We start from the raw sequence: 15146 nt of genomic DNA, 5'->3' as shown, positions 1-15146 counted from the left end.
CCGCGCCCGCCGCATCCGTATCCGGGCGCACGCCCCCCACACCCCCACGTGTCCCTGCCGCTCAGGTGGCGCGACACGCCGCATCCGCCCCGCGGGAAGCGACCAAACGCGCCACCTTAAGCTCCCTGGACCGTGATGTGCAGCGGGGCTCACTCCTCGCGCCCGCGCGCGCCTGCCGTTCAGGTGGCGCAACACGCCGCATCCTCCCCGCGGGAGGCGACCATACGCGCCACCCGAAGCTCCCCAACCCAAGATGTCCCGGGGGCACTCCTCCCACCCGCGCGCGCCTGCCGTTCAGGTGGCGCAACACGCCGCATCCGCCCCGCGGGAAGCGACCAAACGCGCCACCCGAAGCTCCCCACCCGTGACGTCCGCGGGGCTCACTCCTCGCGCCCGCGCGCTCCTGCCGTTCAGGTGGCGCAACACGCCGCATCCGCCCCGCGGGAAGCGACCAAACGCGCCATCCGAAGCTCCCCTACCCGTGATGCCCGGGCTCACTCCTCCCGCCCGCCCGCGCAGCACCCGCATCCGGCGCACGCGCCTCCTCGCGCCCGCGCGCGCCTGCCGTTCAGGTGCCGCAACACGCCGCATCCGCCCGCGGGAAGCGACCATATGCGCCACCCGAAGCGCCCGATGCGCGGCACCACCCGGCAGCGGATACGGCGACGGCCCCCACCCGAAGGTGAGGGCCGTCGTCGGATGCGGGATCAGCGCAGGTCGAACCGGTCCAGCTCGGTGACCTTGCCCCACGCGGCGGCGAAGTCGCGCACGAACTTCTCCGTCGCGTCGTCCGAGGCGTAGACCTCGGCGAGGGTACGAAGCTCCGAGTTCGAGCCGAACAGCAGGTCCACGCGGGTGCCGCGGCCGACCACCTCGTCGGAGCCGTCCCTGCGGCCCTCGAAGGCGTGCGAACCCGGGTCCAGCGGCTTCCAGGTGGTGCCGAGCTCCAGCAGGTTGACGAACACGTCGTTCGTGAGCACGCCGGGGCGGTCGGTGAACACGCCGTACTCCGAGCCGTCCCAGTTGGCGCCGAGGGCGCGCAGCCCGCCGACGAGCACGGTCATCTCGGGAGCGGTCAGCGTCAGCAGGTTCGCCTTGTCGAGCAGCAGGTGCTCGGCCGGGATCGCCGCCGACGACCGGGACACGTAGTTGCGGAACCCGTCGGCCTGCGGCTCGAGGAACGCGAACGACTCGACGTCGGTCTGCTCCTGCGTGGCGTCGGTGCGCCCGGGGTGGAAGACGACCTCCACGTCGACGCCGGCATCCTTCGCCGCCTTCTCGACCGCCGCGTTGCCGGCGAGCACGACCAGGTCGGCGAACGACACGCGCACGTCGTCGGTGCGGGCGGCGTTGAACTCCGCCTGGATGCTCTCCAGCACCTCGGTGACGCGGGCGACGCGCACCGGGTTGTTCGCCTCCCAGTCCTTCTGCGGAGCGAGACGGATGCGACCGCCGTTCACGCCGCCGCGCTTGTCGCTGCCGCGGAACGAGGATGCAGCGGCCCAGGTGAACGCCACCAGATCGGAGACGCTGAGACCGGACTCCAGGACGCGCTGCTTGAGCGCCGCGGCATCCTCCGCGCCGATGAGGGCGTGATCGACGGCGGGCACGACGTCCTGCCAGACGAGCTCCTCGGCGGGGACCTCGGCGCCGACGTAGCGGCTGCGCGGGCCCATGTCGCGGTGGGTCAGCTTGAACCACGCGCGGGCGAACGCGTCGGCGAACGCCTCGGGGTCCTCCTTGAACCGCTTCGAGACCTTGCCGTACTCCGGGTCGAAGCGCAGCGCGAGATCGGAGGTGAGCATACGAGGCTCACGCCGGCCGTTCGAGTGGGCGAGCGGCACCATGTCCTCACCGCCGCCGTTCACCGGGCGCCACTGGTTGGCCCCGGCCGGGCTCTGGAAGAGCTCCCACTCGTAGGCGTACAGGATGTGGAAGAACTCGTTGTCCCAGCGGGTGGGGTGGTACGTCCAGGTGACCTCGAGACCGGAGGTGATCTGGTCGTCGCCCTTGCCGGAGGCGTGGTTGTTCTTCCAGCCCAGGCCCTGCATCTCGAGGCCCGCGGCCTCGGGGTTGTCCTCGAGGTTCGAGTCGGATGCCGCGCCGTGGGTCTTGCCGAAGGTGTGTCCACCCGCGATCAGGGCGACCGTCTCCTCGTCGTTCATCGCCATGCGTGCGAACGTCTCGCGGATGTCGCGAGCGGATGCGAGCGGGTCGGGGTTGCCGTTCGGCCCCTCGGGGTTGACGTAGATGAGACCCATCTGCACGGCCGCGAGCGGCTTCTCGAGCTCTCGGTCACCGGAGTAGCGCTCGTCGCCCATCCAGGTGGTCTCCGGGCCCCAGTACACGTCGTCGTCCGGCTCCCAGGCGTCCACGCGTCCGCCGGCGAAACCGAAGGTCTTGAATCCCATCGACTCCAGTGCGACGTTGCCGGCGAGGATCATCAGGTCGCCCCAGCTCAGCGACTGGCCGTACTTCTTCTTGACCGGCCACAGGATGCGACGCGCCTTGTCGAGGTTCACGTTGTCCGGCCAGCTGTTCAGGGGCGCGAAGCGCTGCTGCCCGGTGCCACCGCCGCCGCGACCGTCGGTCACGCGGTAGGTGCCGGCGCTGTGCCAGGCCATGCGGATCATGAGCGGGCCGTAGTGGCCGAAGTCCGCGGGCCACCAGTCCTGCGAGGTGGTGAGCACCTCGACGATGTCCTGCTTGACCTGGTCGAGGTCGAGCGCCTCGAAGGCGGCCTTGTAGTCGAAGCCCGGGTCGAGCGGGTTCCGCTGCTCGCCGTTCTTCGCGAGGATCTTGATGTTCAGCTGCTCGGGCCACCAGACGCGGTTGGCAGAACCCATGGTGGGGTGCGGCTGGCCGTGGATGACCGGGCAGGCGCCGGCGTCGCCCGGCTCGATGGGCTCCTCGCTGACAGTCTTGGTCTGGTCGATGTCGGCGGCGTTGTCGCCGATGCCGGGCACGTCTTCACGAACGTCGGTCATGGTGTCCTTCCGGTGGGTGGGTGTCAGTGGAAAGCGGGAGTCTCGGCCTGTACGCAGGATGCGCACAGACCCCAGTAGGTGACCTCAGCCGTCGCCACGCGGTAGCCGCGCGCATCGACCGGGATCAGACACGGCGCGTGGCCCGTCGCGCAGTCGACGTCCGTGACGTCGCCGCACCGGGTGCACACGAGGTGGTGGTGGTTGTCGTCGACGCGCAGTTCGAACATCATCGGATGCCCGGCCGGCTCGATCCTTCGCACGAGGCCCGCGGCAGAGAAATCGCTGAGCGCGTTGTACACGGACTGCAGGCTCGTCGAGGAGAGGACGGCGGCCACGCGGTCATGCACGGCCTCCGCCGTGGCGTGCGGATGCTCGCGGAGCGCGTCGTACACGGCGCGCCGAGAGTCCGTCACCCGGAGTCCTGCAGCCCGGATGGCCGCGTCGGCGGCGGAGGGGATGAGGTTGTCGGGCATGCCTTCCATCCTACCTTCTTTTGAGTCATTCAAGAAACGCCGGGGCGTCTCGGCGTGGCGAGCGACGGCGCGCCTGAGCACCGATCAGCACCGATGCGGGATCATGTGATCGCTCGGCACCTGCCGGGCGGACTCAAGAAGGGCTGGGCAATGAGCGAATCCTCGATTAAACCCGCACCCGAACCCGGTGCACCGCTGGTCGCCTCACTCGGAGCGAAGCTCGCAGCCGAAGGCTTCGGCACGTTCCTGCTCGTGTTCGGAGGTGTCGGCACCGCGCTCTTCGCGTCGACGCACTTCACCGACCCGGGTGCCAACTCGGCCGTGTACGTCGCGGTCGCCCTCGCGTTCGGTCTCACCGTGCTGGTGGGCGCCTACGCGTTCGGACCGCTCTCGGGCGGTCACTTCAACCCGGCGGTCACGCTGGGCGCGGCGGCGGCGGGGCGGCTTCCGTGGCGCGATGTGCTGCCGTACATCGTCGCCCAGGTCGTCGGCGGCATCGTCGCGTCGACGGCCCTCACCCTGATCGGCCTGTTCGGGCCTGACGCGTGGCTGGCCGGCGTGCAGGATGCCGGCTTCGCCAGCAACGGCTGGGATGCGCTCTCCCCCGGCGGCTTCGGGATTCTCGCCGCGATCATCATCGAGGTGATCCTGACCGGGTTCTTCCTGCTCGTGATCCTCAGCACCACGCACCCCGACCGCGGCACGCCGTTCGCCGGTCTCGCGATCGGCCTCACGCTGACGCTGATCCACCTCATCTCGATCCCCGTCGACAACACCTCCGTCAACCCCGCACGTTCGATCGCGGCGGCGATCTACGGCGGGATCGAGCCGCTCTCGCAGGTGTGGGTCTTCATCGTGTTCCCGATCGTCGGCGCCATGCTGGCCGGATTCGCCTATCGCGCGCTGTTCGACGCCGCCAGGCCCGCCTGATCGGCGCTGCCGAGCCCGCCTGATCGGCGATCGCCTTCTAAAGGGGAGCGGCTGCGGCCGCTCCCCTTCACTCTTCTCCGGCCCGCGCCGCGCAGCGGCCTCAGCCGGCGAAGAGCGTCGGCGTGCCCGCCTCGTATTCGACGAGGTCGCCGGTCTCCCCGCGCCGCACCGCGCGTCGCCCGATCAGCAGCATGTACAGCAGGAACACGCCGAGCGCGGCCGCACCGATCCCGATCTTGACCGGCCAGGGCAGCGCCGACCCTGTGACGAATCCCTCCACGAGTCCCGACAGGAAGAGCGCGAACACCAGCCCGATGGCCACCGTCGCCAGCGCTCGCCCTTCAGAGGCGAGCGCCGCGCCGCGTGTGCGTCGTCCCGGCGCGGCCCAGGCCCAGAAGAGGTGCAGCCCCGCCGCGCCGGCCACGAAGATGCTGGTCATCTCGAGCAGCCCGTGCGGCAGGATGTGCAGGATCATGACGTCGAGCCGGTCGTGCGCGGCCATGATCGCGGTGGCCACCCCGAGACTGAAGGCGTTCTGCACGAGCATCCAGACGGGCCACAGACCGGTGACTCCGAACAGCACGCACTGCAGGGCGATCATGGCGTTGTTCGACCACACCATACCGGCGAACGACGCCATCGGACCGTAGTAGTCGGTGAAGTCCTCTTCGGCGTACTGCTTCAGATCCGCAGGCAGCCCCAGCGTCGCGATGAGCGCCGGGTCCGAGGCGATCCAGGCGGCGCTGATCGCCCAGATCAGCACGAATGCCGCGGCGATCACCGCGGTCGTGTAGCGGATGCGGTAGAGCGCGGCGGGCAGCTGCAGTGTGAAGAACTGTGCGGCCTGTGCGACGACGTTGTCCGGAGCGCCGGTGAGCCGCAGCCGCGCGGCGGCCAGGATCGTCGAGAGGTAGGCGCCCTGCGGAGAGTCTCCGACAGAGGTCTTCAGCTCGGCGAGATCCGCGGATGCCGCCCGGTAGCGCACGATGAGCTCATCGACCTCCGGGCCGCTGAGACGGCGCCTCCGGCTCAGCGCGTCGAGACGCTCCCACTCCGGGCGGCGCGCATCACTGAGTGCATCGGCATCCACCTGATTTACTGTACCCATGTCCACACCGATCGCCGATGAGCAGGAGATCCTGTCGGGCGAGGCCGTCGCCATCGACGTGCAGCCGGTCGGATTCCTGCTGCGGGCGGCGGGCGCGCTGATCGACATGGTGATCGGCTTCGCCGTCTACCTGGCCTTCACCCTGCTGCAGATCTGGCTGATGACGCAGAACCTGCTGGACGAGCACCTCTTCCGCATCCTTCAGGTGTGGTCGCTGGCGGTGAGCTTCCTGATCCTGCCGATCACCGTCGAGATGGCCACGCGCGGGCGCAGTGTGGGCAAGCTCGCCGTGGGCGGCCGCATCGTGCGCGTCGACGGCGGGGCGATCACCTTCCGGCACACGTTCATCCGCGCACTGGTCGGGCTCCTGGAGATCTACATGACCCTCGGCGGCGCGGCGGTGATCACCGGCGCGCTCACCGCCCGCTCGCAACGGCTCGGCGATCTGGTCGCCGGCACGTACTCGCAGCGGGTCCGCACCCCCAAGCTCGATCATCACACCCCGTCCCTGCCGCCGTCGCTGGCGGAATGGGCGCACCTCGCCGACGTCGCGCGGCTTCCCGACCGGCTCGCCCGACGCGTCTCGCAGTTCCTGGCGACGGCCGAGCGCCTCTCGCCGACGGCACGGACGCGAGTGGCGCGAGAGCTCGCCGACGAGGTGGCGCCGTTCGTCGCCCCGCTGCCGGCGGTCGCTCCCGAGGAGCTCCTGCGGGGTGTGACGGTGCTCCGGCGTCACCGCGAGCAGCGGGCTCTGACGATCGCCGACGACCGCGCCGAACGACTCACCGGGCGGCGCGTCCGCCTCTGACGCACGGATCAGCCGCGCAGCGCCTCATGCCGGACGACCATCCACCCCGCGGGCACCGAGAGCCGATCAGCGTGCAGCGCGCACAGGTCGTGCGCGTGCGGGTCGCCGCCGGGGCCGAGCGGACCGAGCGCGGCCATCTGATCGCCGTAGTCGAAGGTCAGCGTCGCGACCGCTTCTCGGGCGCAGGCCACCTTCGAGCACAGCCGCTCGCGAAAGCCCTGCCGATCATAAAACTCGAGTCGCTCGTCCATCGCCTCCAGCGTAGGGCCGCCCCTGTGCGCCGCACGGCTGCCGCGCGGAGCACATAGACTTTCGGCATGCCACGCCGTCGTCCCGCTCCCCCGGTCGCGCCTCGCGGCGCGCGGCACGGCAGGCATGGCCGGCTCGGCCGCAGCGAGGTCGTCCGGCCTCCGCTGCCGCCGCTGGATGGCCGCCTCGACCGCTTCGAGCTGACCGTCGGCAGTGCCTTCGAATATCTGCGCGGCACGTGGGAGGAGCTGCGCGACGTGCGCGTGGAGATCGCGGCCATGCCGACGCACGACCGCGGAGACGGCATCCCGCGCTGGCGGGTCGATCACGCGGATAAGCGCATCTCGCTGTTCCGGGTGCCGATCGAGCGGCTGCTGCCGAAGGGGCATGACGACGCGATGCACCGACGGGCCGCGATCGAGGGCGCCGTGTTCCAGGCCGCCGCGGAATACGTCGGCCGCGAGCCGTGGGAGCTCGGACCCGACACCTCCGGCTACTGAATCGCAGCCGCCCGGCTCAGGGATGCACGACGATGGGCTGCTGGGCGGCCGCTCCCGCCCACAGCGGCCAGCCGGCGATGTCGGCGGATCCCTCGCCGCCGCGCATCGTGATCGCGGCGTGCACGGGGCCTGACGGCGACAGCGAGTACGCACCGGAGCGCAGCGGAACGGATGCCGACCCGGATGCCGGAACCTCGACGGTGTCGCCGCCCTCACCCTCGATCTCGACGGTGATCGAGGCGGCCTGGGTGTTGCGCAGGCGCAGCACCGGGTCCGGACCACTCGGCACCGAGAACATCAGCTCCGAGGAGATCTCGGGCGCGGGGGTCATCCATGCGAAGTCTGTCTCAGAACCCGCACGGGCGGTCTGATGAGCGGCCGCGACCACCGGCTGGTCCGCCTCGATCTCGATGTCGTACACGCCCGTGGCGATTCCGGAGAGCGCGATCTCGGTGGGCGTTCCCTGTGGCAGCGACACCGGATACTCATCGATCACGGTCGCGGAGTCCGCCGCGCGGACGCGGACGGTCGCCTCGGCGTCCTGCTCGGGTGAGAGCATGCGCACCACGACGCCGGTGGCGTCGTCGCCCTCCGCGAGCGTCTGGGCCCGCACGCCGACGAGCTGCAGGTCGTGCTGAGCGCCGCCCACGCCGTCCTGCAGGTCGATGCCGACAGCGTCGAGCGTGCGGACCAGCGTCGACTGCAGGATCGCGCGCACCGGCGCGCCGGATGCGACCACCTGCACCACCGGCTTCCGCTCGCCGCCGGCGATCGAGGCCAGCGGCACGCCGCGCTGCGTCTTCGCCGGGACGACCACGCTGGATGCGGCCGACGATTCGCCGTAGACCATCAGGTCGACGGTGGCGGGCACATCACCCGGGTTGGAGAGCACGATGATGTCGGATGCGCCCGTGCTGCCGTCGCCGCCCACGAGCCAGGTGCTCATCGCCGCCTCGCGGCACGGTGCGGCGGCGAAACCGCGCGCGTCGGCGGCATCCAGTCGCACGGATTCGGATGCGGCGATGGGCTGGGCCTTGCGGTCCGCCACGCGGCTCGTCAGGATCAGGCCGCGCGAGCCCCCGGCGACATCCGGCATCGCGAGCGGCTCGCTCTCGGCCGGGTCGCCCTGGGCGTCGGACTGCAGCTGTGGGAAGGCTCCCGACACCATCAGCTGCGCCTGGCCGGCGTCGCGACCGAGCACGCGGTAGGAGCCGTTGCAGATCAGGACGGTGTCGCCGGGGATGGGCGTGACGGTGATGCCGGTCGACGCGCGCGTCACTCCGGGAAGCGGTGCGGCCACGGCACTCACGACGCCGAGCACGCAGGCGGCCGCGACGACGGCGCCCGTCGCGATGCGGGCGCCGGTGGCGGCGAGCCGGATGGTGCGCTGTCTCATCGTCTCTCCTCCGCCGCTGTCGACGCGCGATCGGCTTCTGCCGCGGTGGGGTCGGCCGGCACGACGCGATCGTCGGCCGGCACGTCGTGATCGTCGGCCGGCACGTCGTGATCGTCGGTCGGCACGGCGTGATCGTCGGCCGGCACGACGCGACCGTCCGCGGGATCGGCGTCGCCAGCGGCATCGTCATCCGCAGCGATGGCGGGAGCGGCCGCTTCCGGGTGATCGGCGCGGTCAGTCTGCCCCGCGGCATCCGTGTCCGCGTCGATCGTATGCTCGTCGTCGTGATCGTGACGGCGAGGCAGCACCAGCGGCTCGTCGGGCGCTCGTCCCACGATCCGCGATCTGGCGCGCGCGGCGCGGCGCGAGGCCCGGGTGGGGATCGAGAGCAGCACAGCGGCCAGCACGATGACGAGCTGCACGATGGCCGTCACCCTGCCGATGGCCTCTTCGCCGTCGGTCAGCGGCGGGCGGTCGGCGATGTCGCCACGGACGCTCCAGAGCATCCCGCGTGCGGTCTCGCCGGCCCTGACGAATCCGGGGCGCTGATCGATCGCGGTGATCGCGCCTTCGCGCATCACCCGGGCCCTGTCGCGCTCCTCCGGCGTCTGCGCGAGCAGCACGAAGCTGACGCCGTCGGCGGCGAGCGCGGCAGAGGCGTCGAAGTCGCGCGCGGACAGCAGATCGACGGCCGTGTCGGCCAGGTCGCGTTCGCGCGGCTCCGTGGCGGTGCTGAGCAGTGTGCTCTGCGCGCCGAGGGAGGCGCTGGCGCCCCACACCAGTCCCAACGACAGCGACCCGTCGTTCTGCGGCGTCAGGATGAGCGTGCCGAGCGGTGCGTCGCCGTCGGCCTCGGCCGCGACGAGTGCCGGCAGCGTCGATTCCGGCGAGCGGACGAGCACGGAATGCTCGGTCTGCTGCGACAGCAGACCAGGCACCGCGCACACGACGACGGCCGCGCCGGCGAGCAGCGCCGCTCCCGCGCGCAGCGGCGCCAGCACCACGACCGTGTCGAGCGTCACGAGCGCGGCGCCGACGACGCCGAGCCACGCGAGGCTCAGTCCGGTGCCGGGCCAGATCTGCACCCCGACACCGTGCACGAACGACACGACGACGCCGACCGCGAGCATCGCCGTCGCGAGCCCGGCCAGCGCCGTGAGCAGCAGCGCGCATCCCGCGCGCCAGCGCGGCGAGAGCGCCGAGAAGAGAGCGAGTATCGCCACCGGCGCGAGCAGCAGCGCCGCCCACGGCCCGAATTCCGCGCCGGCGAGCCACTCCCAGCCGGCGCGGTCCGCAGACGGGAAGCCGGATGCGATCAGTGCACGACCGGCGGCATCCACGCCGACCGGATCGCTGAGGATCACCGCGCCCGGGTCGGCGAGGAGTGCCCACACGTCACCGTGTCGCAGCTGCCAGACGATCAGCGGCAGGAACATCACCGCGCTCGGGATCAGCAGCCACAGCAGCCGTACGACGCCGCGCAGCCGCCCGCGCACCGCCATGAGGAGGAGGGCGAGCGCCCAGAGGAGCACGAAGGCGGGAGCCAGGGACGGCGCGCACGCCACCGCGATCGCCGTGAGCAGGGATGCCGCGCCCGCGGCGCCCCAGGACCGATGGGCGACGACGGCGGCGTGGAACACCCACGGCAGCACCAGGTGCAGGATGACCGCTGCCGGTCGCCCCTGTGCAAGGGCGGTGAGGAACGTCGGCGCGAGCGCCCAGAGCACGCCGCCGAGGATGCGCAGCGCCGCCCGGTCGGTGACCCGAGTCGCGGCGAACCAGCCGCCGAGCAGCGCGAGCGGCAGGGCTCCCAGCCAGAGCAGCACCAGTGAGAACGACGGGGCGCCGGGCCACAGCGATCCGATCAGTGCGATCACCGCGGCGAACGGGTCGGCAGGGCCCACGAGTCCCAGGCCGACATCGCGCAGCCCCCAGCCAGCATCCGCCCATAGGGCCGTCACCGTCTGCCGCAGGGGCAGCAGCGCACCACCGCCGAGCGCCGGCCAGGCGAGCAGCGAGAAGAAGCTCGCGATACTCACGACCAGAGCCGCGAGCACGGCCCACGCGCCGCCGCCGCCGAAGAAGTGCAGCTCGCTGACGGCGCCGCGTTCGGTGCCATGACCGTCGTCCAGACGCTGGTGCAGCTGAGCGCGCGAGAGCCGCAGCGGAGCGATGCTCGCCCAGGAGGCGTTGCGGAAGGCCGCGATCGCGCGACGCGATCGCGCGAGCGCGCCGAGGTTCAGCATGGCGGCGATCGCCGTGCCCCATTCGGGAGCGACCTCCGCAGGGCGCTTTCCGATCAGGTGCGTGATCGATCGCCACAGTGCCAGCGGAAGCAGGCTCAGCCAGTGCAGCGGCACGAGGGCGGCCGGTGCGTAGGCGAGGCGACGGTGCAGCTGAGCGCGACGGGTGGCCCACGCGCGGGCCGCGACGCCCCGCGGCAGAGCGGCGGGACCGTCGGAGCGCACGGCCACGCGCGCCTTCGGCACCAGCACCACGCGAGCGCCGCCCAGGCGGGCGCGGATGCCGAGGTCGAGACCTTCGTCGGCACCGCCGAGAGCGGGGTCGGGGCGCAGCACCGCGGGTGCCGCGCCGCGGATCAGCATGCCGCGGACGTCGGCCGAGAGGGCGTCCTCGGTAGCGTCGTGCTGCCCTTGATCCAGTTCGTCGGCCGCGAGCTCGACGGACCGACCGAACCGGGTCATGCTCACGCCGAGGGAGACGATCTCGCGGTCATCGTCGTCGCGCACCAGTTTGGGCGCGGCGATCGCGGCCGATGGCGAGCGCTCGAGCGCGCCGGCGAGCGATGCCAGCGCACCGCGTTCGGGGATGGTGTCGTGCGCGAGCAGCCAGACGGACGAGCCAGGGGCGATGCGCGGCTGCGCCAAGGCGACTGCCTCTGCGAACGACGTGCTTCCGCGCGCCTCGATGACGCCCTCCACGAGACCGCCGAGCCCGTCGGAGGCGCGCATGTCGTTCGCGCTGCCGAGCACGACCAGCGTCACGGCATCCGGTGGCGTGGTCTGCGCGCGGAGCGCCTCGAGGGTTCGGAAGAGCTGCGCGCGCGGCTTCTCACCTGATTGCGCGACGACGATGGCGTGTACACGGGCTGGCATGACATCAGCCAGCCTAAGCAGGACGGGACCTCGCCCCGGTCAGGCCTGCGGCGCGCCCGCGAAGAACTCGACGGGAGCCGTCGGTGCTCGCGTGCCGGTGACCGCTCTCGACCCGTCCGGCCGGCAGAGCGCTCGCTCGCAGCGTTCCGTCGCGACTCGCCGGGCCGGCGGAGCGAAGTCAGCTCGCGCGACGCTTGAGCTTGCGGCGCTCGCGCTCGCTGAGGCCGCCCCAGATGCCGAAGCGCTCGTCGTTCTCGAGCGCGTACTCGAGGCATTCGCCGCGCACATCGCACGAGGTGCAGATGCGCTTGGCGTCTCGCGTCGAGCCGCCCTTCTCGGGGAAGAACGCCTCGGGATCGGTCTGCGCGCAGAGCGCGTCGGCCTGCCAGGCGAGTGCACTGTCGTCGTCGGCGTCCACCCGGCGTACACCCGGCACCCCGAGGTTGACCGGATCGACGAACCAGTTCTCGGGAACGTCTGAGCGGTAACCCGTCATCTCGATCTCCCAACCCTGCTGCCTGCCCCCCGCGGGCCGTGCACCACTAATTACACTCGTGTCATTCGCCGCGGTCAAGTCGCAGATCGTAAACCCTCAAGAGCGTCTTTAAGGTTCATTCGCGTCGCTTCGGCGTGTCGCGTCGGGCAGGCGAGACGCCGCGCACCGCTTTCCCAGCGAGGCCTTCGTATACTCAGTTCCGTCTTCGAGCGAGGGGACGGTCGGTGAACAGCAGCACAACGTCTGTCTCGTCAGGATGCGACTCCGTCCTCGTCAGCCGCTCCTGGACCATGCGTCGCCTTTGTCGCCTTTGGACCTCGGCTGCGTGCGTGACTGCAAGGAAGGATGCGAAGGTTGCAGGCTGAGTTCAGCATCATCTCGCCGATGTATAACGTCTCCCGGTATCTGCCGGAGTACTTCGCGTCATTGGAACGCCAGACGTACGGTTTCGAGAACCTCGAGGTGATCCTCGTCGACGACGGGTCCACCGATGACACCGCCGAGGTGGCCGAGGCCTTCGCTGTCCGGCATCCGAACGTGACCGTGCTGCGGAAGGAGAACGGCGGGCAGGCCTCCGCCCGCAACGCCGCTCTGCCGCATGCGACCGGCACGTGGCTGACCTTTCCCGACCCGGACGACGTGCTCTCGGACAATTACTTCGCGGAGGTCGCGTCAGCGATCGACTCCGCGAACGCGCCGTCGATGCTGTCGGTTCGTATGCTGCTTTGGTACGAGGACGTCGACGAGATCCGCGACACCCACGCGCTGACCGGCCGTTTTCGAGCCGGCCGTGTCACGAAGAATCTCAACGAAAGCCCGTCGTGGGTACAGCCTCACATCACCTCCGGATTCATGAGACGCGAGGTCGTGGCGGATGCCGGACTCACCTTTCACACGGAGCTGCGCCTGCGTTTCGAGGACGGTTCCTTCGCGTCCCGCTACCTGCTGCGCTTCAGCGAGCCCACGGTGACCTTCATCCCCGAGGCGAGCTATCTGTATCGACAGCGATCGGACAATTCCTCGACCGTGCAGTCGAGCAGCGCCGATCCACGCAAGTACACCGACACCATTCGGCATGGCTACCTGCCGGTCATCGACGACGCGCTCGATCAGCGAGGAGAGGTTCCCCGCTGGCTGCAGAACCTCTGTCTATACGATCAGTTCTGGATCCTTCGCTCATCCCAGACGCCGGGCGTGAGGAACGCCCCGTTCCCCGAGGGTATGTACGCGGAGCTTCACGAGCTGCTGCCGGCGTTTCTGCAGCACGTAGACGATGAGGCGATCGCCCAGTTCGACCTCATGTACGTCGCACCGTGGATGCGCGAGGCGCTGACGCTGACCAAACATGGTGAAGGGTACGCGCCGGTGTACTGGGGAGGCGTGCGCGATCCCCGTCGCGGGTTGCGGACGGTCGTGTTCCGTTATCGCGGATCCGTGCCGCAGATCGGCTTGAAGGTCGACGGTGTCGGGGCGACGCCTCTTGCGCAGAAGTCCTTCGGTCTGGAGTATGTCGGCCGACCGGTCCTGATGCAGCATGTGCTCTGGGTGCCGGACGACGCGTCGATCGAACTGTTCCTGAACGGCGTGCGGCAGGAGATCCTGGACAGACCTCCGCTCGTGCCGGGTGCATATGCGCCGACGTCACGGGATACGAGGTTGACACAACTGCTTGCCCGCGGCAGGCATATGCTCACTCGCGGCAAAGCGGCGGTCGCCCGTCGTCTGCAGCCTGGCGGGCTGCACTACGTGCGGCGTGATCGCGCCGTGCGATCGCAGCGTCTGGCGCAGAAGTTCGCACGCGCGTGGGTCTTCATCGACCGTGACGTCGACGCCGGCGACAGTGCCGAGGACATGTACTGGTGGATGGCGGAGCATCACGCCGAGCTCAATTCCTGGTTCGTCGTGCGCGAAGGTACCCCGGATTGGGAGCGCATGTCAGCCGCGGGGGCACGGCTCGTCGGGTATGAGACGCCCGAGTTCTATGCGCTGCTCAAGCACGCCGATCACCTCGCCTCGAGCCACGCCGATCGCTTCATCACACACGCGCTGCCGATCAAGATGCGCCCTCCGAAATACGCCTTCACCTTCCTGCAGCACGGCGTCATCAAAGGCGACATCTCGCACTGGCTGAACCCCAAGGACATCCAGGTCTTCGTCGCGTCGACGCTCGATGAGTACCGCTACCTCACCGAGGCACCGGCGTACCGCGCAAGCCGTAAGGAGGTGCGCTTGACAGGACTACCGCGGTTCGACGTCCTGCTGCAGCGGGCCGAATCCGTCCCCGATCGTGAAAAGAACCTCATCGTCGTGATGCCGACCTGGCGCGACTATCTCGTCGGCGGCATGGGGACGCATTCAGCCGACCGGGAGGCGAAGGCCGACTTCGCCGAGACGGAATACGCGAAGCGGATCGCCGGCCTGCTCAGTGACGAGCGACTGCTCTCCGCCGCTCGCGACGCCGGCGCCCGCATCGTGTTCATGCCGCATCCGAACATGCGCCACTACCTCTCGTCGTTCACGCTGCCCGACGAGATCGAGGTGCGCTCCTATGCGGACACCGATGTGCGCGAGATGATCATCCGCGCACGCCTGCTGATCACCGACTACTCGTCGATCGCCTTCAATGCGGCGTACATCCGCACTCCAGTGCTCTATTACCAGCACGACCGCGACCAGTACTTCGTCGGGCACACCGAACGACCCGGATACTTCGACTATCACCGAGACGGCTTCGGCCCGGTGGTGGAGGATGCCGATGAGGCGGTGCGGGTCGCCGCCTCGATCGTCTCGGACGGACCCGATCCCGTTCACCTCGAGCGCATGGATCGGACGTTCCCCGTGCGGGACGGACGCAACCGCGAGCGCGTCTACGAGGCGATGCTCGAAGCGCAGACCCTCCGGCCACTCGAACAGCGCATGCGGGCCGCACCTGCGGACGATTGGGACACCCAGCTGTCCGCCGACTCGATGACCGCCGTCGACGGCTGACCTGCTCCCGCCCTCGGGTACATTCGAAGACATGGAGATCTCCGCGTACTCGGACGACAGAGGTAATCGGATCGAGTGGGGCGGAGATCCGGTGC

11 protein-coding genes are annotated in these 15146 nt (G+C 70.1%); 4 read left to right on the top strand and 7 right to left on the bottom strand.

The genetic code is table 11. The annotated features are described in order from the left end of the window. Window positions 1-707: 707 nt before the first annotated feature. Window positions 708-2987, bottom strand: a complete 2280-nt coding sequence (gene katG / locus ACFWH5_RS14085) for a catalase/peroxidase HPI (RefSeq protein WP_378835622.1) — start codon at window positions 2985-2987, stop codon at window positions 708-710. Window positions 2988-3010: 23 nt separating this feature from the next. Then, entirely contained in the window at window positions 3011-3460 is a 450-nt protein-coding gene (locus ACFWH5_RS14080; RefSeq protein WP_378835620.1) for a Fur family transcriptional regulator, read from the bottom strand. Window positions 3461-3610: 150 nt separating this feature from the next. Between ACFWH5_RS14080 and aqpZ the strand changes: the two genes are divergently transcribed. Further along, window positions 3611-4390: an aquaporin Z gene (aqpZ, locus tag ACFWH5_RS14075; RefSeq protein WP_378835617.1), complete on the top strand. Its 780-nt coding sequence runs from the start codon at window positions 3611-3613 to the stop codon at window positions 4388-4390. Window positions 4391-4490: 100 nt separating this feature from the next. Here aqpZ and ACFWH5_RS14070 read toward each other — a convergent pair whose 3' ends face one another. Then, a complete protein-coding gene (locus tag ACFWH5_RS14070; protein ID WP_378835615.1) occupies window positions 4491-5480 on the bottom strand; it encodes a stage II sporulation protein M in 990 nt (329 codons plus the stop codon). 16 nt (window positions 5481-5496) lie between these two features. Here ACFWH5_RS14070 and ACFWH5_RS14065 point away from each other — a divergent pair, with 16 nt between their 5' ends. Further along, the gene (locus ACFWH5_RS14065) at window positions 5497-6306 is read left to right on the top strand and encodes an RDD family protein (protein ID WP_378835612.1); all 810 of its coding nucleotides are present in this window, start codon (window positions 5497-5499) and stop codon (window positions 6304-6306) included. 8 nt (window positions 6307-6314) lie between these two features. Here ACFWH5_RS14065 and ACFWH5_RS14060 read toward each other — a convergent pair whose 3' ends face one another. Next, on the bottom strand, window positions 6315-6557 hold the full coding sequence (locus ACFWH5_RS14060) for a DUF3499 family protein (RefSeq protein WP_378835610.1): 243 nt from the start codon (window positions 6555-6557) through the stop codon (window positions 6315-6317). 66 nt (window positions 6558-6623) lie between these two features. On the opposite strand from ACFWH5_RS14060, the gene ACFWH5_RS14055 reads away from it, so the two are divergent. Beyond that, window positions 6624-7055, top strand: a complete 432-nt coding sequence (locus tag ACFWH5_RS14055) for a hypothetical protein (protein ID WP_378835607.1) — start codon at window positions 6624-6626, stop codon at window positions 7053-7055. A 16-nt stretch (window positions 7056-7071) separates the two neighbouring features. Here the strand turns inward: ACFWH5_RS14055 and ACFWH5_RS14050 are convergent, their stop codons facing one another. From ACFWH5_RS14050 to ACFWH5_RS14040, 3 genes are all read right to left on the bottom strand, one after another. After that, window positions 7072-8451, bottom strand: coding sequence for a DUF5719 family protein (locus tag ACFWH5_RS14050; protein WP_378835605.1), 1380 nt, complete (start codon window positions 8449-8451; stop codon window positions 7072-7074). Beyond that, window positions 8448-11567, bottom strand: a complete 3120-nt coding sequence (locus ACFWH5_RS14045; RefSeq protein WP_378835603.1) for a glycosyltransferase — start codon at window positions 11565-11567, stop codon at window positions 8448-8450. The genes ACFWH5_RS14050 and ACFWH5_RS14045 overlap by 4 nt, the downstream gene beginning before the upstream one ends. Window positions 11568-11745: 178 nt before the next feature. Then, window positions 11746-12063 carry a WhiB family transcriptional regulator gene (locus ACFWH5_RS14040; RefSeq protein WP_309128038.1) on the bottom strand — a complete coding sequence of 106 codons (318 nt, stop codon included), beginning with the start codon at window positions 12061-12063 and terminating at the stop codon, window positions 11746-11748. 345 nt (window positions 12064-12408) lie between these two features. On the opposite strand from ACFWH5_RS14040, the gene ACFWH5_RS14035 reads away from it, so the two are divergent. Then, entirely contained in the window at window positions 12409-15051 is a 2643-nt protein-coding gene (locus ACFWH5_RS14035; protein ID WP_378835601.1) for a CDP-glycerol glycerophosphotransferase family protein, read from the top strand. Window positions 15052-15146 lie beyond the last annotated feature (95 nt).

The sequence above is a fragment of the Microbacterium sp. NPDC058345 genome (genome assembly GCF_042723855.1).
Lineage (GTDB): Bacteria > Actinomycetota > Actinomycetes > Actinomycetales > Microbacteriaceae > Microbacterium.
This window is presented reverse-complemented; position numbering and strand designations above follow the sequence as displayed.

Coding starts and splice junctions, on each gene's coding strand:
- aqpZ (WP_378835617.1), top strand. CDS start 3,611: ATGAGCGAATCCTCGATTAAACCCGCACCCGAACCCGGTGCACCGCTG.
- ACFWH5_RS14080 (WP_378835620.1), bottom strand. CDS start 3,460: ATGCCCGACAACCTCATCCCCTCCGCCGCCGACGCGGCCATCCGGGCT.
- katG (WP_378835622.1), bottom strand. CDS start 2,987: ATGACCGACGTTCGTGAAGACGTGCCCGGCATCGGCGACAACGCCGCC.
- ACFWH5_RS14050 (WP_378835605.1), bottom strand. CDS start 8,451: ATGAGACAGCGCACCATCCGGCTCGCCGCCACCGGCGCCCGCATCGCG.
- ACFWH5_RS14035 (WP_378835601.1), top strand. CDS start 12,409: ATGCGAAGGTTGCAGGCTGAGTTCAGCATCATCTCGCCGATGTATAAC.
- ACFWH5_RS14040 (WP_309128038.1), bottom strand. CDS start 12,063: ATGACGGGTTACCGCTCAGACGTTCCCGAGAACTGGTTCGTCGATCCG.
- ACFWH5_RS14060 (WP_378835610.1), bottom strand. CDS start 6,557: ATGGACGAGCGACTCGAGTTTTATGATCGGCAGGGCTTTCGCGAGCGG.
- ACFWH5_RS14045 (WP_378835603.1), bottom strand. CDS start 11,567: ATGCCAGCCCGTGTACACGCCATCGTCGTCGCGCAATCAGGTGAGAAG.
- ACFWH5_RS14055 (WP_378835607.1), top strand. CDS start 6,624: ATGCCACGCCGTCGTCCCGCTCCCCCGGTCGCGCCTCGCGGCGCGCGG.
- ACFWH5_RS14065 (WP_378835612.1), top strand. CDS start 5,497: ATGTCCACACCGATCGCCGATGAGCAGGAGATCCTGTCGGGCGAGGCC.